This window comes from Thalassotalea sp. ND16A (assembly GCF_000764205.1).
In the GTDB taxonomy this organism is placed as follows: Bacteria; Pseudomonadota; Gammaproteobacteria; order Enterobacterales; family Alteromonadaceae; genus Thalassotalea_A.
On record NZ_JQDZ01000011.1, the window covers coordinates 10,742 to 31,010 of the forward strand.

12 protein-coding genes are annotated in these 20,269 nt (G+C 41.5%); 3 read left to right on the top strand and 9 right to left on the bottom strand.

The window, feature by feature from the left end:
* Positions 1-49 precede the first annotated feature (49 nt).
* Genes ND16A_RS16775 through ND16A_RS16750 form a run of 6 tightly spaced genes read right to left on the bottom strand, consistent with a single transcriptional unit; the run spans position 50 to position 7,105 of the window.
* The gene (locus ND16A_RS16775) at positions 50-1,684 is read right to left on the bottom strand and encodes a BatD family protein (RefSeq protein ID WP_033076056.1); all 1,635 of its coding nucleotides are present in this window, start codon (positions 1,682-1,684) and stop codon (positions 50-52) included.
* Positions 1,678-3,615 (bottom strand): VWA domain-containing protein, encoded by a 1,938-nt coding sequence (locus tag ND16A_RS16770; RefSeq protein ID WP_033076057.1) that lies wholly within the window; start codon positions 3,613-3,615, stop codon positions 1,678-1,680. Before ND16A_RS16770 ends, ND16A_RS16775 begins: the two co-directional genes overlap by 7 nt.
* Positions 3,615-4,619 carry a vWA domain-containing protein gene (locus ND16A_RS16765; RefSeq protein WP_033076058.1) on the bottom strand — a complete coding sequence of 335 codons (1,005 nt, stop codon included), beginning with the start codon at positions 4,617-4,619 and terminating at the stop codon, positions 3,615-3,617. The genes ND16A_RS16770 and ND16A_RS16765 overlap by 1 nt, the downstream gene beginning before the upstream one ends.
* The gene (locus ND16A_RS16760; RefSeq protein WP_033076059.1) at positions 4,612-5,142 is read right to left on the bottom strand and encodes a DUF4381 domain-containing protein; all 531 of its coding nucleotides are present in this window, start codon (positions 5,140-5,142) and stop codon (positions 4,612-4,614) included. The genes ND16A_RS16765 and ND16A_RS16760 overlap by 8 nt, the downstream gene beginning before the upstream one ends.
* Positions 5,130-6,131, bottom strand: coding sequence for a DUF58 domain-containing protein (locus ND16A_RS16755; RefSeq protein ID WP_081945429.1), 1,002 nt, complete (start codon positions 6,129-6,131; stop codon positions 5,130-5,132). Before ND16A_RS16755 ends, ND16A_RS16760 begins: the two co-directional genes overlap by 13 nt.
* A gap of 17 nt (positions 6,132-6,148) precedes the next feature.
* Positions 6,149-7,105, bottom strand: coding sequence for an AAA family ATPase (locus ND16A_RS16750; protein WP_033076060.1), 957 nt, complete (start codon positions 7,103-7,105; stop codon positions 6,149-6,151).
* A 232-nt stretch (positions 7,106-7,337) separates the two neighbouring features.
* Between ND16A_RS16750 and fadI the strand changes: the two genes are divergently transcribed.
* Both fadI and fadJ read left to right on the top strand, forming a co-directional pair.
* Positions 7,338-8,648, top strand: coding sequence for an acetyl-CoA C-acyltransferase FadI (gene fadI / locus ND16A_RS16745; RefSeq protein ID WP_033076061.1), 1,311 nt, complete (start codon positions 7,338-7,340; stop codon positions 8,646-8,648).
* A gap of 5 nt (positions 8,649-8,653) precedes the next feature.
* On the top strand, positions 8,654-10,792 hold the full coding sequence (fadJ, locus tag ND16A_RS16740) for a fatty acid oxidation complex subunit alpha FadJ (protein ID WP_033076062.1): 2,139 nt from the start codon (positions 8,654-8,656) through the stop codon (positions 10,790-10,792).
* A 784-nt stretch (positions 10,793-11,576) separates the two neighbouring features.
* On the opposite strand, the gene ND16A_RS16735 is transcribed toward fadJ, so the two are convergent.
* The 3 genes from ND16A_RS16735 to ND16A_RS16725 all read right to left on the bottom strand — a co-directional run bounded on the left by ND16A_RS16735 (position 11,577) and on the right by ND16A_RS16725 (position 19,569).
* Positions 11,577-11,855, bottom strand: a complete 279-nt coding sequence (locus tag ND16A_RS16735) for a hypothetical protein (protein ID WP_033076064.1) — start codon at positions 11,853-11,855, stop codon at positions 11,577-11,579.
* Positions 11,856-12,109: 254 nt separating this feature from the next.
* Positions 12,110-16,651 carry an EAL domain-containing protein gene (locus ND16A_RS16730; RefSeq protein WP_152593773.1) on the bottom strand — a complete coding sequence of 1,514 codons (4,542 nt, stop codon included), beginning with the start codon at positions 16,649-16,651 and terminating at the stop codon, positions 12,110-12,112.
* Between the two features lie 152 nt (positions 16,652-16,803).
* Positions 16,804-19,569 carry an insulinase family protein gene (locus tag ND16A_RS16725; RefSeq protein WP_033076065.1) on the bottom strand — a complete coding sequence of 922 codons (2,766 nt, stop codon included), beginning with the start codon at positions 19,567-19,569 and terminating at the stop codon, positions 16,804-16,806.
* A gap of 219 nt (positions 19,570-19,788) precedes the next feature.
* Here ND16A_RS16725 and sixA point away from each other — a divergent pair, with 219 nt between their 5' ends.
* On the top strand, positions 19,789-20,265 hold the full coding sequence (sixA, locus tag ND16A_RS16720) for a phosphohistidine phosphatase SixA (RefSeq protein WP_033076066.1): 477 nt from the start codon (positions 19,789-19,791) through the stop codon (positions 20,263-20,265).
* Positions 20,266-20,269 lie beyond the last annotated feature (4 nt).

Consider the following 20,269-nt stretch of genomic DNA (forward strand, 5'->3'; position numbering starts at 1 on the left):
ACATCCTTGAACAAAAAAAAGCCCGTTATTAACGGGCATTTTCGGCTTTCTATTGTGGATTAATCGCGATTTGAACTTGCTGATGTTGTTTGCTGCTGGTGTGTATCCTTGAAATTTCTTTTAGCATTGCTGCACCTTGCCAGTTACCTTTGCTGGCCGAATAATAACTTTTCTGCAAATCAGCCAGAGCGCTGGCAAAATCAATGTTATTTATGCGTTTACTTAACTGATCTAAGTTTGCAAAATGCTCTCCTGCAAATAAATCGCTGGCCCATTGGGGCAATAGCGCCAACACTTGTTCGCCATCGTTTTGTTTACAGGCGGCCATTAATTTTAGATAACTTTGTTTGTCTTCACTGAGATAAGCATGCTTGTCGAAGCGAATTTTGTGTTTTAACCTGGCGACATAAAACCAGGCAAAAGCGGTAACTAGCCAGCCGGCTAGAAACAGCCATTGCAAGGTGGTATTTTGTTCTGTTACCACGGTTACCGGTACATCGCTAGTTGGGCTGTATAGCGGAGCCGTGGCGGCAATACCTTTTATCGTAACCGTTTTCTCGCCAATAACGGCGTGTTCAAGTTTATTTAACTTAGTATTCCACCAAGGCACTAACAGTTCCGGTAAGGTAAAGGTCCCTGGCTTTGTTGGTACGATGGCAAATTCTTGTACTTTACGGCTAATCAACAAGCCTTGTTGCACGGTACTGGTACTTTCCGCCTGATCGGGATAAATCTTTAAACCATCGGGGGGGGCAAAGTTTAATTCCGGCAATTGCTCTGCCGCCAGGGCTGCCGCGGTGATAATAACTTTCCGAGTGATTGGCTCACCCAGTACAAACTCACTGCTATCGCTTGGCCATTGTTCATCAATGGTGATCAATTCACTGGGTAACCATTCGCCCTGATAGCCATCGGGTACCGGTTTCACCTTGATATCAATTTCTTTACCACGAATACTAATCGGTTTGCCACGGTCGAAGCCTGAAAATAATGCTCGTTTATTGCCTTTTACAATTTCGCCATTGAAAGTGGAGCTGTGCAACACAAACTCGCCACTGGTTTCCGGTTTTACCGTATATATGCGTTCAAATACGCGCACCCGTTTACCGTTAATTATTTGGTTGCTTTCTTGATCTTGGCCAAGCTGTTTAATGTCAGCTCCGGTCATTTTAGGCTCCGACAGGGCACCACGCTTTAAATCGGCAGCCACGTGCAACTTTACCTTTAAAGTAAATTGTTGCTGCACGTAAACTTCCTGTTCACTGACCTCAGCGGTGATATAGACATCGTTTTGGCTTTGCGCACTCTCACTACCTGCGGCTAAAACGGTTAACTCTATCGCGTTAGTTTTTAAACCATCTACTGTTAAAGCTGGGATCACCACCTTGCCTTGTTTTCTCGGAATAAGCAGAGTGGTCCATTCGGTGGTTCTGGTCATATCAAAATTGACCATATTGGTTTGACTGCTTACCGAAGTGCCGCCGACGACAAAATCCTGTTGTAGAATGGAAGGATCGAACGCATCGGCAGAAACTGAATCATCAGCTACCACCGTGAGTACCAATGACTCATTAACAATGGCTGGATTTCTATCAATGCTGGCGCTTACATTGGTTAATGCATTTGCCCCTAAACTGGCAAATAGGGAAATGATGATAAGGCTATAACTGGTAATTCTTACCATTTTTCTTTTACTCCAATACTGCTTCTATTTTGACGACGCTTTTGATACTCAAGTTTCATTTTGTTTCTTAATAATAATTGCGGGTCGTCGGTAACTTTTCTTAATAATTGCTCGTGTTTTTGCATTTCTTCCAGCTCTTCGGCCGTTGGGGTATCACTTAACGCCGCACTTTGTTGCTGTTGTGATTGCTGTTCATCACTTTGCTCACCATTTTCAGCTTGGGCGGCGGCGTTTTGCTCTTGCTCTGATTCATTTTGCTCCGCGTTTTGTTGTTCATTATCGCGGCTTTGCTGCTCAGACTCGTTTTCATTCGGGTTTTGATCCCCTTGTGGACTTTCCTGGCTTGCTGAGTCTTGCTCTTGCTCCTGCTGTTGCTGATCTTCGTTTTGCTGATCTTCGTTTTGCTGATCCGACTGTTGTTGGTCGGACTGCTGCTCAGACTGATCCTGGTTTTCGCCATCTTGACCATTTTGTTCTTGCTGTTGTTGATTATCCTGTTGCTGCTCGTTTTGCTCTTGTTCATCGCTTGATTGCGATTGATCCGATTGTTCCTGCTCTTGCTGTTCTTGCAGTTGCTCTAATAGCGCTTTATTGCTAGCCGCATCAGCATGTTCCGGTTGCTTGGCAAGTACTTTATCGTAGGCACTAATGGCATCATCAAGTTGTTGCAATTTGGCCAGACTATTGCCCTGGTTGTACCAAGATTCAACGGAATCCACTCGTTTATAGGCCTCTAATGCTTTGTCATATTCCCCCGCTTTATAAAAACTGCTGCCTTGCCATAGGGGATCATTAAACTGAGTGGCGGCATCTGTGTATTGTTGTTTATCAAAGCTTTGCTGGCCCTGTTGATCTGACGTTTTCCATAAATCATCCCAGATATTGGCCTGAACAGGCGACGAGTGCATGCTGGTTGCAATCAACAGGCTTAGCAGCACAGGAGTAAATAAAATCCCCCGGCGGAAGTAAGTAAGCATTAAGGGCAGGGCAAGTAATAATAGGTAAGGGCCAACTTCTTGCCATTGATCGCCCATATTTTCTTGTTCGGCGGCCAATTCTTTTTTTGCATCTATCACTTTGAGTTCACTCAAACGCACAATGTCGCTGTCATCGGCAGAAATTTGACTAAAAATTCCGCCACTGTTACTACTGATGCCAGCCAGACGCCGGGCATTCAGTTTGGGGATAACAATATTGCCGCCTCTGTCTTTCATTAACTCGCCATTGGCCAAGGTTATCGGCGCACCCTGTTCGGTGCCCACCGCCAAAATATTAATTCGATGTGGATGGCTGCTGGCGAAATCGTTAATATCGGTTAATTCATCGCTGCTGATACCATCCGTGAGCCAGTATATGTCGCCTTCAATATGGCCAGCGTTTTGCAACATTTCATTGGCTAAAATTAATGACGGGTAAGGGTTAGAGCCAAGCTCTGGCATGATACTGGGCGATAGTGATGGTAACAGTAATTTGATATTTTCGATATCAGCGGTCAACGGGCTAATGATAAATGCATCACCGGCATAGGCAACCAAGCCAATTTCACCTTCATCAATTTTTTCAATTAAATCCATTGCCTTAAATCGGGCCATCGTTAAGCGATTGGGCTTAATGTCGGTTGCCAGCATTGAAAATGACATATCCATGATCAACACCGAGCCACGTTCCACTGCAAACACCGGCTGCGGCAGTTTTTGCCAGGTTGGCCCGGCCATCGCAACAATGAACAATAGGCCGATGATTGCGGCCGGAATAAGGGAAGCTGGCTTTTTGTTTTCATCACTACTTAATAACATCGTGGTTAAATGTTTTGGGATCACCTGATGCCAGGCACTGCTGGAAATACGAATTTTTCGCAATTGCCAAATTAACCAAACCAACACGATCAGCGCCAACAACCACAAAGGCCGGATAAAATGAAAGTCAGTCATTATTGCATTTCCTTGCTTGTTGTCTGCCAGTTAAAGTTTGTTTGCATTAATAACATTTGCAAAATAATCAACATCATTGCCAAGGCTAAGGGGTAAAAAAATAACGCCGTTAACGGCCGCATTTGCTGCTGGTCTTGCTCTACCGGTTCTAATTGATCAAGCATTTGATAGATACGGCTCATCGACTCACCATCGGTGGCGCGAAAGTAACTACCGCCAGTTTGCTTGGCAATTTCGCTTAAGGTGCCTTCATCTAAATCTCTCGATGGGTTTACTTTACGGGTGCCAAATAATGAGCGCTCTAACATCACCTCAGCGCCAATACCGATAGTATAAACGGTGACATCTTTGGCTTTGGCTAATTCAAGAGCCTGCTCTGGAGATATTTTGCCAGATGTGTTTTGTCCATCGGTCACCAGCAACAAGACCCGGTTCGATTCTTTCTTATTGACAAAACGTTTCACCGCCAGTGCCATCGCGTCCCCTATGGCGGTTTTCTGGCCCACCAGGCCAATAACCGACTCATTAAGCATTTGCTGAACGGTTGCTCTGTCATAAGTCATTGGCGTTTGCATATATGCGTCATCGCCAAATAAAATTAAGCCAAGGCGATCGCCGGCGCGGCGTTCAACAAATTCGCCAAGCAAGGCCTTTAACATCACCAGGCGGTCTACGGTTTTGCCATCAACCCGCATGTCTTCAATTTGCATGCTGCCGGATAAATCGACAGCAATGATCATTTCCCGACCCTGGGTGGGGATCTCAATGGCATCACCTAACCACTGTGGCCGGGTAACTGCCAAGATCAATAAGCACCATACTACTGCCGCCAGCCACACCGGCAATCGTTGTTCACCTAATGCCGAGGCTTTAGAACTTACTCCGGGTAATAACACCGGTACCTTTAGCGCTGCCGACGATGCGACTTTTTTCGGTGACAAAAAATACACCAATAGTGGTAGTGGCAATAACACCGCTAGCCATGGCCAAACAAAACTAATCATTGCTAGCTACCTCAGTTTTTGTCGGGGTAACAGCAAGGTTGTTCGCGCCCGTTGCTGGCTTAGCTTTTACCTCGACTAACATCGCGTGATTGACCCAGTGCTGGGCCGCTTGTTGCAATTCATCGGCATAGAGAGAGTGAGCAGACTTTCGATATTGCTGCATTAAGGCATTTTCGGCTAATTGGACAAAGCCAGCTTGTTGTTCTGCGGGCAATTTATCGGTTAAAAATGCCAACAATTTATCACCATGCAAAGCGGCAATATCGCTGCGCTTGAAATAGTGCATGGCAACCCATTTGATGATGGCTATCGATTGCTCGGTGGTTAAATTATCATCTGAGTTTAACTGCGCAATTGCCTGTCTTTTTACCAAGTTTTGTTGACGCTTGGCTGCTATTTTTTTCCAATAAAAATAGGCTATGGCAATCATCACTGCAAGTAACAGCCACCAGCCTGGGGCGACTGGCCAACTGTGGATATCATTTGGTAAGTGGATATCTTGTAAATTCGCTAGCGGATCCAAGATTCTACTCCTGATTTTAATTGTTGTTCAATGCTGCTACCGGCAGAGAAGTTAATAAAGCGGGCACCAGCTTTCTGATACATATGCTGTTTAAGCTGACTCAGCAGCTGTGCCTTATGTTGGTATCGCTCGGCCGTTTTTCTGTCTCCTAAAGTGATTTGCTGTTTTAACTCGCCGTCGGTAAAGGCAACCGAGGTCTTATGTTTGCTATCTGGCAGTTCGATTTCTAAAGGATCGGATATTTGGCAAATGACTAATTCGCACACTCGGGAAATTTGTGACAACGGCAATAATGCGGCTTCATCAAAATGATTACCGTCAGTAATTAAATATACCAAAGAGCCCGGACGGGCTAATTGCCGTAAACGATTACAGTTTTCAATAAAGTAATCATTATTGCTGGCATGCTCTTGTTGCCAGTGGGCTAGGCCCTCATTGTGCAATTCTTCAAGCGCATGCAAATAATGCAACACCCCGTGTTGGCGACTGCGCGGCTTTAATTCTTGATGTTCAATTTCATTAAACACCAAACCACCAATTCTGTCGCCGCGCTGTTTGGCATGCCAGGCGACTAATGCGGCAATATGGCAGGCTTGCACCGATTTAAATAACAGTTTAGAACCGAAAAACATCGACTGACCAAGATCGGTTGCCACCAATACCGGGCGCTCGACTTCTTCTTTGAACAGTTTGGTGTGAGTTTTGCCTGTACGCGCCGTTACCCGCCAGTCGATGGCACGAATATCATCGCCGGTTTGATAATGTCTTACTTCATCAAACTCCATGCCCCGGCCTTTGGTGCGGGCAAGGTAATTGCCCGACAAATGGCCATGTACGGCATGTTTAGGGGCGAGATTAAGCAATGCAGTTTTACCTTGATACGGCAGTAACTCATCAATGGTCAAATTAATGCCATTACTCTGTAAGGCGTCTAGCTGTGCTGCACTATTGATATTGGCATCATCGCTTTGCTGTTTGTTCCACCACATAATGTTAAGTACTCAATTTAGCCGACGGCAACTAAAGACAAGATACGATCGAGTACTTGATTGGTGGTAATGCCTTCTGCTTCGGCCTGGTATGTCAGCATTAAGCGATGTCGCAAGGCATTATGGAAAACCGCCTGAATATCTTCCGGGCTAACAAAGTCTCGACCATTTAACCAGGCTCTGGCTCTGGAACACCTGTCCAGGGCTATGGTGGCTCGCGGGCTGGCGCCATAAGCTAACCATTTGGCAAGGTTGTCATCATATTTTTCGCCCTGGCGGGTAGCCATGATCAAATCCACTATGTATTGCTCTAACACTGGCGCTAAATAAATCTCTAGGGTCTCTTTACGAGCAGTAAAGATTTCTTCCTGGCTAATGGTGGTTACTGGCGCTTTTTTCTTGGCTAATGCTTCACCACGGTTTAACCGTAATATTTCCAATTCAGATGCGGCATTGGGATAATCAATTTCTAAATGCATTAAAAACCGGTCAAGTTGCGCTTCTGGCAACGGGTAAGTACCTTCTTGCTCGAGCGGGTTTTGCGTTGCCATCACTAAAAACAACTCAGGCAGTTGATAGGTAGTTTTGCCTACCGTAACCTGTCCTTCTGCCATCGCTTCTAATAATGCCGACTGGACTTTTGCCGGGGCGCGGTTAATTTCATCGGCCAAAATTAAATTTTGAAACAACGGGCCTTGCTGGAATACAAACGTGCCATCTTCTGGGCGATAAATATCAGTACCGGTTAAATCGGCCGGCAGTAAATCCGGAGTAAATTGGATGCGATGAAAATCGGCATCGATGCCATCGGCCAATGAATTTACCGCACGGGTTTTGGCCAAACCCGGAGGCCCTTCTACAATTAAATGACCATCGGCAAGTAAGGCGATTAATAAATTTTCAACCAGGGCGTGCTGACCAACGATTTGTTCACTTAAATGTTCTTGTAATTTAGAAAATTGTTCGATTGCCATAATAATTATTATTGTCCTGTTCACGCATATCTTGCGCTTAAAAATGCCATGTAGAATATATAGGGATCATCTTATTCGAAATCAACACTTTTAAAAAGAAGCAATTGCATATAGAATCAATCAAAACGATCAGGTCGGACCTCTTTGTGGGTGTCTTATTAATTAATCCAGTAGTGATTAAGTAGTAAGTCATCGAAAAGGAAGAAAATACCGAGACAACATAGGAAAACTCATGGGAATTTTGCAAAATTTAAAAACTGGCACTGGTGAAAGAATCGCAATTGTTGCGGGTTTACGAACACCGTTTGTTAAACAGGCCACATCATTTCACGGCGTACCAGCAGTTGATTTAGGTAAAATGGTGGTCAATGAACTCATCGCCAAAAACGATCTTGATCCGGCCCTGGTTGAGCAACTGGTCTTTGGCCAGGTGGTACAAATGCCAGAAGCACCAAATATTGCCCGTGAAATTGTCCTCGGCACACAAATGCAGGTAAATACTGATGCATACAGTGTTTCGCGTGCCTGTGCGACCAGTTTTCAGTCTACCGTTAACGTTGCAGAATCTATTTTACTCGGCAACATTGATGTCGGTATTGCCGGTGGTGCAGACTCTATGTCGGTACCGCCGATAACGGTAACCAAAAAATTCGCTCGTACCTTATTAGATTTGTCGAAAGCGAAAACGTTGAGCCAGCGTGCTAAATTAATCACCAGCTTAAAGTTCAAAGACTTATTGCCACAATCGCCTTCGGTGGCCGAATACTCTACCGGCTTATCTATGGGGCAAACCGCCGAACAAATGGCAAAAACCCACGGCATTAGCAGAGAAGAGCAGGATGCATTGGCACATCGTTCGCACACCTTAGCCACGCAATGCTGGGCAGAGGGCAAGCTTGACGGTGAAGTCATGACCGCTCACCCTGAGCCATATAAAGCCGTAGTAGATAAAGATAACTGTTTCAGAAATAATTCCGAGTTAGCTGGTTACGCGCGTTTGCGTCCGGTGTTTGACCGCAAACACGGTACGGTAACTGCTGCCAATTCCACCGCACTAACCGATGGTGCTTCTGCCGTTATTTTAATGCGTGAAGGCCGGGCGAAAGAATTGGGTTACAACATCTTAGGCTATATACGCTCTTATGCATTTACCGCCATTGATGTTTGGGAAGATATGTTGATGGGGCCATCTTATGCCACGCCTCTGGCATTGCAACGCGCTGGTTTAACCCTTGCTGACCTTGACTTAATTGAAATGCACGAAGCTTTTGCGGCACAAACGTTAGCAAACGTAAAAATGTTCGCAAGCGATAAATTTGCCAAAGAAAAGCTTGGTTTAGATAAAGCCATAGGTGAAATCGATATGGATAAATTTAATGTGATGGGCGGCTCTCTTGCCTATGGCCATCCTTTTGCGGCTACCGGTACACGCTTAATTACGCAAACATTAAATGAATTAAAACGCCGCGGTGGTGGCATTGGCTTAACCACCGCCTGTGCCGCCGGTGGTCTCGGCGCCGCAATGATCTTGGAAACGGAGTAATTATTATGGACACAACAAATACAGAAGTGAAATCATCATTTACTCTTACCAAACAAGATAGCGGTATTGCACTGTTAAAAATTGACGTGGTTAATGAAACCATGAATGTACTAAAAGCGGAATTTACCGAGCAAATTCAGCAAGTACTACAACAAATTAAAACCGACAGTGCCATTACCGGCTTAGTGCTATACAGTGGCAAGGACAATTCTTTTGTTGCTGGCGCCGATATCAGCATGCTTGATAAATGTGAAACTGCCGAGCAAGCGACAGAAATTGCCAGTGGCGGGCAAATGATTTTTAATCAAATTGAACAGCTGTCAATTCCCGTAGTTGCGGCCATAAATGGTCCATGTTTAGGTGGCGGATTAGAGTTGGCAATGGCTTGTCACCTGCGGGTAGCTAGCGACTCAAACAAAACTGTTTTCGGTTTACCAGAAGTGCAGCTGGGTTTGTTACCTGGTAGTGGCGGCACCCAGCGTTTGCCAAAACTGGTGGGCCTGCAAAAGTCATTAGATATGATGCTAACCGGTAAGCAACTTCGGGCCAAACAAGCCCTGAAGGCCGGATTAATTCACGATGTGGTGCCAAATTCAGTGTTGTTGGATGTGGCGGTTAAATTAGCTCAAACCGGTAAAAGTAAAACCAAGCGCAAAGTTGGCTTGGTTGAAAAAGCACTTGAGTCGAATCCATTAGGCCGAAAAGTTGTCTTTGATCAGGCAAGCAAAACCGTTCTGGCCAAAACCAAAGGCAATTACCCGGCACCGTTAAAAATAATTGATTGTATTCGTACCGGCTATGAGAAAGGTATTACTCGTGGCTTGGCGGTAGAAGCCGAACATTTTGGTGTGCTGACGCAAACGAGCGAGTCGAAACAATTGCGTAATTTGTTTTTTGCCACTACGGAAATGAAGAAAGAGCAAGGGGTAGCGGGGGTTGAGCCGGCAAAAGTGACAAAAGTAGGGGTGTTAGGTGGCGGCTTAATGGGCGGCGGCATTGCTTATGTATCGGCCAATAATGCGAAAACTCCGGTGCGCATTAAAGACATTAACCACACCGGCATTTCTCACGCATTAAAATATAGCTTTGATCTGTTAAATAAAAAAGTGCAACGTCGCTTCATCGCAAAAACGGTCATGCAAAAGCAGCTTAATATGGTCACAGGTACTGTCGATTACACTGGTTTTAGCGACGTCGATATGGTGATAGAAGCGGTATTTGAAGACTTAACCTTAAAACAGCAGATGGTCAGTGATATTGAGAACAATTGTAAGCCGGGTGTGATTTTTGCCAGTAATACTTCTTCATTACCGATTAATCAAATTGCTGCGAAAGCGGCCAAGCCAGAAAACGTCATTGGCTTACATTATTTTTCGCCGGTGGATAAAATGCCATTGGCAGAGATCATTGCTCATGACAAAACGTCCGATGAAACCATTTCCAGCACAGTAGCCTATGCTAAACGTCAGGGCAAAACGCCAATAGTGGTGAAAGATAAAGCCGGTTTTTATGTAAACCGTATCTTGTCTCCCTATGTGAACGAAGCTGCTAAAATTTTACTCGCTGGCGAACCCATTGAAAAGATTGACCGTGCTTTGGTTAAATTTGGTTTCCCGGTAGGCCCAATTAAATTATTGGATGAAGTAGGAATAGACATTGGCGCCAAAATCAGTCCTATTCTGGAAGCCGAATTGGGTGAGCGCTTTAAAGCACCAGATGCTTTTAATAAGCTGATTGATGACAACCGCAAAGGTCGTAAGACTAATAAAGGTTTCTACGCTTATGACAAAAAAAGCAAGGGTAAAAACGTCGATGAAACGGTCTACACCTTACTTAATCTAAAAGTTGCCAGTAAGCTATCGGAGCAAGAGATTGTTGAGCGTTGTGTGTTATTAATGGTGAACGAAGCGGTAAGCTGTTTAGATGAAGGCATCATCCGTAACGCCCGTGACGGTGATATTGGTACCATTTTCGGTATTGGCTTCCCGCCATTTATTGGTGGGCCGTTTAGATACCTGGACAGTTTAGGCGCTAGCAATGTTGTTGAAAAATTGAATGCCTATAAAGAAAAGTACGGTCAACACTTCCAGCCGTGTGATGCTTTGTTGAAAATGGCTGAACAGCAAGCGAGTTGCTATACGTAAGTAAAAAGTAGTAAGTCGTAAGTAAAAATACGAATCGAAAAGCGGTAAACGATTGCCGCTTTCATAAATAAGAGGCAATGAATTGCCTCTTTTTTTTACTTCAGAGATGAAGGAATGCAAACCACCATAGACGGTTTTAGCTTTGTCAAATTCAGATGGTCAGTAGGGAAAATAACTGTTTTCATATTACGAACAAAAAAGTGTGAAAAACATACTGTTTGTACTTTAGGGTAATTGTTCTATTTGCTATACTGCGCGCCCTTAAGTCGATTTTCATGTTTAAAGAGCCAGATATGTTATTTGCCCTTGTATCGCTATTATGCGCTGTTTTCTTTTACTGCCAGGCTTTCCAGTCGGGTATGGGGCGTAAACGCTGGGCTACCGCTGGTTTTGTACTTGGGCCATTAGTATGGCCAATGTTCTGCATGGAGAAACGAATGAAAACTCTGAAACGCTTTGGCACAAAGTTTGGAGTTCTCAACGCATAACCAATTTCTTGGCTACACGTTTGAAACTGCTTAGTCCATTTAGTTTCTAGTTACGACCACCAGCTAGATGCAGACATTTCATGCACCTCAATCCTTGCCGGTACTTTAGTTGTTTTCTTAGAACCAAAAATTGCTTTAAATAGTTTTCGCATAAATTACCCCAAGGCCTTTATTTATAAGGCTTATGACCACCAGCTATTCGCTGACATTTCACGAATTTCAATACTATCAGCGACTTTTTTTGCTGCAGTTTTTGAAGAAAAAATTGTTTTAATTAGTGCTAACATATTGATCTCCTAGATACGAATTTTTGAACCGCCGGTAGGTTGGATACGAATTTTTGAACCGCCGGTAGGTTGGATACGAATTTTTGAACCGCCGGTAGGTTGGATGCGAATTTTTGAACCGCCGGTAGGTTGGATGCGAATTTTTGAACCGCCGGTAGGTTGGATGCGAATTTTCGAACCGCCAACAGGTTGAATGCGGATTTTCGAACCGCCAGTTTCTACAGCTACAGGCTCTACTGCTGGAGTGCCGGTTGAAAGTAAAACAGATAAAATGATTGAACTAAGCATGGTACTTCCTATTTTTATTAAAAATTGTTTTATAGGAATAAACTAAGCGAATACCATGCCAATTTTCAATATGCTCAGAAAATAGGTTAATAGTTTAATAATTTAATAGTTTAATGGTTTGTTTTATCAGGGTTTATTTAGTTTACTTTTAGTGGCTTTATCTGTCGTTTTAAATAATTAACTGTTATTTTTTCAAAGGGAAAAGTAAAAAACCTTGATAGAATATCAAGGTTTTTTATTATAGTGATTACCACTTAAATATTCTGATATGGAGTCGATTTATTGGTAATAATATGAGATAGCAAATACCGCCCAAAGTCTTCTTCTGCCAGTGGACGAGAATACAAATAGCCCTGCATTTGTTCACAGTTTACTTCTTTCAAGTAGGTTAACTGGCTTTCAGTTTCCACCCCTTCAGCAACCACATCCATGCCTAAGTTATGGGCAATAGTGACAATGGTTGCCACCATATTTCGACCCTCCTCAGAAATTTCGATATCATCGACAAAAGCTTTATCTATTTTTAACGTGTTGAGCGGGAATTTTTTCAAATAAGCGAGCGATGAGTAACCAGTACCAAAGTCATCTAGCGATAAATGTATGCCCATTTTTCGAATTTGTAGCATGGTTTCAATCGCTTCTTTCGGCGAGTTCATCACGGTACCTTCGGTGATCTCGAGTTCAAGGTGTTTGGCGGGTAATTTGGTTTCTTCCAGTATTTCACTAATTATTTGCACTAAATTATGCTGCCTAAATTGAACTGCTGATAAGTTAACGGCAATACGGCCAGAGAACATACCGTTATCTAACCAGGCTTTGGTGGCTAAACAGGCTTTGCGTAGAACAATTTCACCTATCTCAATAATTTGTCCGGTTTCTTCTGAGATAGGAATGAAAATATCAGGGCGAATAATGCCTTTACTGCCGGCTTCAAAGCGAACTAACGCTTCCATGCCTTTAACTTTACCGCTGGCAACTTCAATTTTGGGTTGATAGAACACGGTGAACAAGTCTTCTTTCAAACCATAGCGGATCAAATTCTCAATTTGTAACCGTTTCACCGCTTGTTTGTTCATCGAGTCATTAAAGAATTGGTAAGTGTCGCCACCTTTGTCTTTAGCATGATACATGGCGGTATCTGCGTTCTTTAATAATTCGTGCGTATTTGAACCGTCATCTGGAAATAACACAATACCAATACTACAAGATAAAGAGATCTCTTGTTGACGTATAGAGTAGGGCTCCACCACGGTGTTTAAAATTTCGTCAGCAATTGACGTGATATTGTGAATATCGTTTGTGCCTTCCAGAATTAAGGCAAATTCATCACCGCCTAAGCGGTAGCAAGTATCTTTAATATTGCCAATGGTGGCGATGCGTTCGGTTACTTTGCATAATAAAACATCACCAATTTGGTGACCAAGCGAGTCATTAATTTTTTTAAAGTTATCTAAATCAAACACCAGCAGGGCATGGTCAACATCTTGTTCTACCAGTTGCGTGTGTGTTGCCTGAAAGAATGAACGGTTCGGTAACCCGGTTAATGTATCAGAGTTGGCAAGTTTTCTCAGTTCAGCTTCCGTTTCTTTACGTTTGGTAATGTCGGAGAACACCCCGACAAAATGTGAAATCTTATCGTTTTCATCTCTTATGATATCGATGGTGATATCGATTAAGTAAAACTGGCCGGTAGGACGTGTACTCTCTATCTCACCTTGCCAGGTGCCATGTAAAAGTAAATTTTTCTTCAAGTTTTGTAAAAAGCTGTCTGGATAAGAATTAAACGCCAACTCCTGCCCCAACGCTTCTGGGCGACTTTGGCCAGTAATCGTTTGATAAGAGATGTTGCAATCAACTAAGTTAAATTGATGATCATAGACCACAACGGCATCAGAAATGGTTTCGATACACTTGGCAAACAGTTTTAAACTTTCTTCATTGGCTTTAATTTGGCTAATATCTTTTAGCGTACCGGTCATCCGAACTGGTGCTTCATTAGCATCACGCTCAACCACTTTTCCTCTATCGAGCACCCAAAGCCAATTATTACTTTTATCTTTTACCCGGTACGCGGCTTCATAATGCTCCGATTTACCTTCCTTATGCTCTAATAGCAACTGCTTAACTCTAGGGTAGTCTTGAGGGTGTATATTGCGACGTTTCTCACCATCATCTTCCAGTTCACTACCTTCCATGGGAAAATCTAATATGCCCCAAATGTTTGAGCGGTACATTTGGTTAGTGACTAAGTTCCAATCCCACATTTCATCGCCAGAACCCCATAAGGCGAGTTTTAGTCGCTCTTCAGACTCTTTAATTTGGATATTCGCCATCGATTTGTTCTGAGCTTGCTTCACAAAGTAATAAATAATCAATAAACATAATAAAGAATACACAAACCAGGCGCTTTTGGTTAACCACCAAGGAGGAAGAATATTTATGGTAAATTGACTTGAAGGAATATATGTATTAGTGGTTGAGTCAAACGCCTCTAATAAAAACGGGTAATTACCGGAAGTTAAATTGGTGTAAGTAGCCCGCTTATTTTTGTAATTGGTTTCTATCCACTGTTCATCTAATCCCAATAACTTATACCTATATAAAACTTGTTCCGGTAAACTTGAGTTAGGTGAAGAAAACTCGATGGAGAAAGGTGACTGGTCATGTTTTAATGTAATTTCATTAAGAGTAAATAATTGAGCTGGAATAGTTGCTAAGTCTTTATCCTCAACAATAGGGTTTACCTTTATTTCCTTGTTAGCTATAAGAAGCTTTGTCAGTATAGGTTTTAATATTAGTTGTGTATCCAATTTTATATCTTCTGAAAAGAAACTATTAAACCCATTTACTCCTCCGAAGAAAAACTTACCTTGACTACTTTTTAGGGATGAACCCGCCCAAAATTCATTCGATTGTAGTCCATAATTGGCATCAAAATTTACAATTGATTTTGTGAACGGGTTTATTTTACTAATCCCCTTGTTTGTACTAATCCAGGCATCACCTTGGTTATCTAACATTAAGTTTGCAATATAATCATTTGCTAACCCAACCTGTTCATTTAAGTGATAGAGTTTATTTAGTTTTTTATCTAGTAATAAAATTCCTTGGCCCCAAAAACTAAACCAAATATATCCATTCTCTTCTTTAATTTGAGCTAAATTATTTTCCAAAAATAACTTATGTTTAGGTAAGTTTTGTTTTGTAAAACTTTGCTTTGAGGGGCTAAATTTATATATTTCCCCTAAGCTACTACTAACCCAGAGTTCACCATTTTCAGTGGCAGAAATGATATAGAGGTTTATTTCATCTGCTCCTAAACTAAATTTGGATAAAGTGTTATCTTTCGGAGAGTATTTAATGATCGTTGAGTTTTGAGAACCGAACCAAATTTCTTTATTGAGGGATAAAAAATCAATACGGTCATGTAATTCTAAGGGTAAATTATTAAACGAATCTTGTTTAACTAGCTTATTTTTCGCTATATCAAAATATATTAATTTGTTTTCATATGTGATGAGCCAGAGGTTATTTTTGTTATCAGGAAAAATATCATTTAACCTATCGTTAATTTCTATCGGGGCTTTAAATATTTCATTGCTAATTGGATCTATATAATACAAACCATTAAATTCGGTAAAAATCCATATATTTCCATTGGGTAATTCTGCGAATCCCAGTACATTTTTCTTATTGATATTATCATTAGATAAGTAATGAGGAAAAAGTGAATAAGTAGAGTTATATTTATTGACGCCGTTTAAAATACTGCCAACCCAAATGCTACCCGTACTATCATTGAAAATAGAATAAACAAATTTTATCTCCAAAGGCGTAGAATCTAATTTTGTAATTTCTTTGGCTGAATAACTTTCATCAATCAAACCATATCTATATAACCCATTTTCTGTACCAATTAAAACTTCATGTTCACTGGTTTGACTCATGCTTCTTGTTTTATTAGCAAGAGAGTGAATACCATACTCTTCTGCAAGAATGTGTTTTAGGAGGTTATAATTCTTGTCAACAATGTATATTCCATTGTCAGTTGCTAACCAATAATTATCATCAATTTCCTTGATTTCATATATGCTTTTCGCATCTATATTTAGCTGCCATTTATTTTTTCTGTTTGTGGGAGATATAACTTTAAAATCTTTATTTACTATATATAAACCATTTTCAAAGGTCCCAATCCAATATCTTTGCTGTGAATCTTGGAAGATAGATTTTATTTCCTTGATGCTTTTTGAAAAGTTTCTAAAGTTTACTCTGATAAACCTATTGCTTTGTTTATTTAAACGGAATAATTCTGTAGAGGTAGATACGAATAAATTTTGATCTTTATCTTCGTAAATATTCCATATTGCGGTTTCTTTTAAGTTTGTATATTGATTATCAAATTTATCTAAAAGAGGGTTGTATTTACTTAATCCTCCCTGGGTACCAACCCACAAAGTATTCTGACTATCGACAAAAACAACACGTACTAAATTATTTAATAAAGAGTCCTGTGTATTTAACACATTCCTGTAGTAGGTAAAGTCGTAACCATCGTATTTATTCAAACCGTCTTGAGTCGCTAGCCAAATAAAACCTTGTTGATCTTGAGCTATTGAATAAACGGTACTTTGAGAAAGACCCTGCTCAATAGAAAGTTGCTGAAATTTTATTGGTGTCTGGCTCGAAGAATTGGCAGAAAAGGAGAATGCAACAAGTACAGTGAGCCAAAGCACTTTTAGGAAATTGATAAACTGAAAGTTTACAGTTTTAAATTTGTTATTATTGTAATTCAACAGCACACAAAACCTTTTGCGTATCCCTATTTTTTTGTGGGAATGATTATCGCTATATAGCCCGCTATAAACGCAGGCTTTTTTGTCACTTTAATGGATATCTTAATGCAATTAGCATTGGATTTAAAGCTGTAAATATTGTGTTAGTACCCTTACGATTTGTGCGGATTCTGTCGGTGGAACTCGTCTATATCTCTGATAACCTTTAAGTTGTTTGATAAGTAAGCCATTTCATCTGCGTGCTTCACCGACGCCAAACAAATTTTATCCGGATTGCTGTCACTGCAGAGGGTATGTTTTATGAAATTACTAATATCTGCCGGCGTTAATTTTGCAATCGCAGCGATAAGCTGTTCCTTCTGGCTAAAGCTGTAATCTTTATTGCAAATACTCATCCAGTAGCGTTGACTTTTAATTCTTGGACTGGTGTCTTTTTCTTGTAATTGGCCAATCAAGCCCTGTTGTAAATGCTGCCATTCATCATCACTAATTTCACTGTCAAAGTCATCAATAAATTCACCCATCGCAGCAAACAGCGTATCTGCGGTTGTGTCTGGTGACTGAATGTAAAAAGCAATACCAGGAAAACTGTTCATTGGCACAAAACCGACACCGACCAAGTAACCATATTGACGCTCGGTGCGCATTTGATGGAAGAAGTGCGGTGAAATTAAATGGCTGGTAACCATGGCCAGCGCCATGCTGGTAACATCACTGTTTTCGAGAGGGAAATAAATCACCCCGGCATAATCGTGCTCGGGTAGGTGTTGCGGTAATAAATTGGCGCCAAGTGTTTTGTAATCGAGCACCTTGCAGCTTACCCCTTCATTTTCATCCAGGTGTTCACTGAGTTTTGCACATACCAATTCGGCCATGCTTATTGCTTGTGGTTCTAACCAGTTACCATAGATAAAGACTTCAACACATAATTTATTAAAGTAGGCTTCGCAAAAGTCGGTAAAATTTTGATAGCTCACTCGTTCAAGCGCCTGCGCCAGATCTTTACCGCTAGGGCTGTATGGCTTCATCAATGCACTGAGTTTGGCAAACAGTTGTGAAATGGACTTACTTTTTTCTGCATTTTTCCAATTGGTTACCAGTTGATTTTTAAATAGTTCAAACCGGTCTGGTGCCAATGAATGATCTTTAATACTATTGAGTAAGTTCTCAAGTAACAAAGGTTGCTTCTCGTTGATGCCCGAAAGTTGCAAGGTCATACCGCCTTGATGTGGGTATAAATGATAGTGAATACCCGCAAGCTCGGCATGGTAGTTTTGTTCCAATACTGAGTCACTAAATAACTCGACAAATAAACGAGTCATCGCAATTGTCGCTTTGCTCTCTACCGAAACCGTAGAGTCTATGCCAATAAAAATTTGACCTTTTGGCACAAAAAACGAACTGTCTTGTTTGAACCATACCTTCAAGCCCGGCTTCTCTTTGATCAGCTTTGGCACCGAAACCTCACTTTTAGCCGGCACTAAGGTGGGTTTAGCCACAATATATGGGTTAGCAGTGGGTAAGCTTAATTCTGAAAATTCTTTATTGGCTGCAAGTTTGCTGAGCAGTTCATCGGCAATTTTTTCGGTTTTATAGGGGACCTTGTACCAATAACTGGTTTTATCGGTATTAACATGCTGATTGATGCAGATAATTCGCAAGTTATCGGGAGTCAAATAACCGATAAATTTCTCGATCAATGCTGGCTTTAACTGCTGCATCACATAATCACCGTAAATGTAATCTTCTTCGGGATAATGCTGCATGTTTATCACTAATTGATTTACCGAATCAAGAGGTTTCAATTTTTCCTGATATTGGAAAGAAAATTCCGAAATGGCTTTCTTTTCATCAAAGTAAGTTTGATTGACGCCATTTTTATTGAGTAAGCGGATATAGGCAAACACCAATTCAATGATCTCATCTTGATGCTTTTCACCGTCTTCGGTTAAGCGCAAGCTAATATTGAAATCTTTAAAGTTAGAGCCATTAACCCCGCCACCAGCCGTGAGGGCCATAGCCCATTGCTTATTCTTTAAATAGGCGAGAATACTGCCGCTACCTTCATGACCTAATAAGTAGCTAAGGTAGCTTAGTGGTTTAAACAAATAACAGTCATCAATACCAGGCATGGCAAAACTCAGGATCAGTTTACGATCATTTTTTTCGGGTTTGATGCTTATCATTAAGCCAAGATTTTCGTTGCGATATAAAGGCTCCAGCACTTTTGTTTTTGTGTTGTTTTCACTTTTAATGGCAGAAAACTTTTGTTGCACAAGCTCGGCAAGTTCGGCTAAAGGCTGCGGGCCTTCCACCGCAAGCGTCATTCGCTCGGCTCGATAATGTTGATCATAAAAGCGAGTCACTTCATCTTTTAAACAGCTATTGTCCCTATCGCTTAGGGTGTCAATATTGCCCACTGAAAATTTACTGAACGGATGAGCGGGGTTAATGGTTTCTTTGTGCACATCGTAGATGCGGCGCATATCGTCTTTGAGTTTTAATTTGAATTCAGCGTCAATGTTTTGCCGTTCTTTTTCAATAAACTCCAAGGATAATAACGGCGCGATAAAAAATTGACTGAAACGATCGAGGGCATCGCTAAAATGTTGAGAGTTAATGTCGAAGTAAAAGCAGGTGTGTTCGGTACCTGTCCAGGCGTTATTGCTGCCATTATGTTGTGACAGGTATTGTTGATACTCACCGCTTTGTGGATATTTCTCGGTGCCTAAAAACAGCATGTGCTCAAGAAAATGCGCTAAACCTTGCCTATCTTTTGGGTCATCAAAATGACCGGCATTAATGGCCAAAGCCGCTGCACTACGATTAGACTCGCTATTTTCAATCAACAGCACCCGTAAACCATTGCTTAAGGTTAATGTTTTATAGCGTTTTGTATCGTTTGGGCTTTGCTTCAATCGCGACTCCAATGGAACTAATGGTGAAAAATTGTGCGGGCAAGATTTAATACCCGATAATAGTCTTGATATTCATATAAATACATAGAATTTGCGAAAAATACAGTAATTATTTACCCGATCACAAATTAATTGCCAACTTTTGTTTATCTATAGGGCGTAATTCTCTATCATTAAGCCAAATAAGCAGTTTCAGCTCCAAGTGATTTTACAACAACAATGAATTTACTCATAATGCGACATGGCGAGGCCTGTACGCAAATCCATGAAGATGCGCAACGGCCTTTAACCGAACTTGGCAAATTGGAAGCTAAGGTCATGGCCAAATGGCTCAAATCAACAAACATCGAACTTGATGCTATTTTTGTCAGTCCTTATCTGCGAGCCCAACAAACGGCGCAAACGCTGTATGACCAGTTAAAGCTGAGCATTCCATTACAAACACTCGACTTGCTCACTCCCGCCGGTAAAGCCGGTGAAGTACACGATTATTTAGATGGCATGATATCGCTTGAACGTTATGAAAATGTGCTGCTGGTGTCGCATATGCCGCTGGTGAGTTATTTACTGGCGGAATTATCAATAGAGAAAAGCGCACCTATTTTTGCCACCGCGGCCATTGCCCAAATCGATTACAACAAACAGTTAATGGCGGGTCATCTCATTAATCATGTTTGCCCGGATGATTTTGTATAATTTG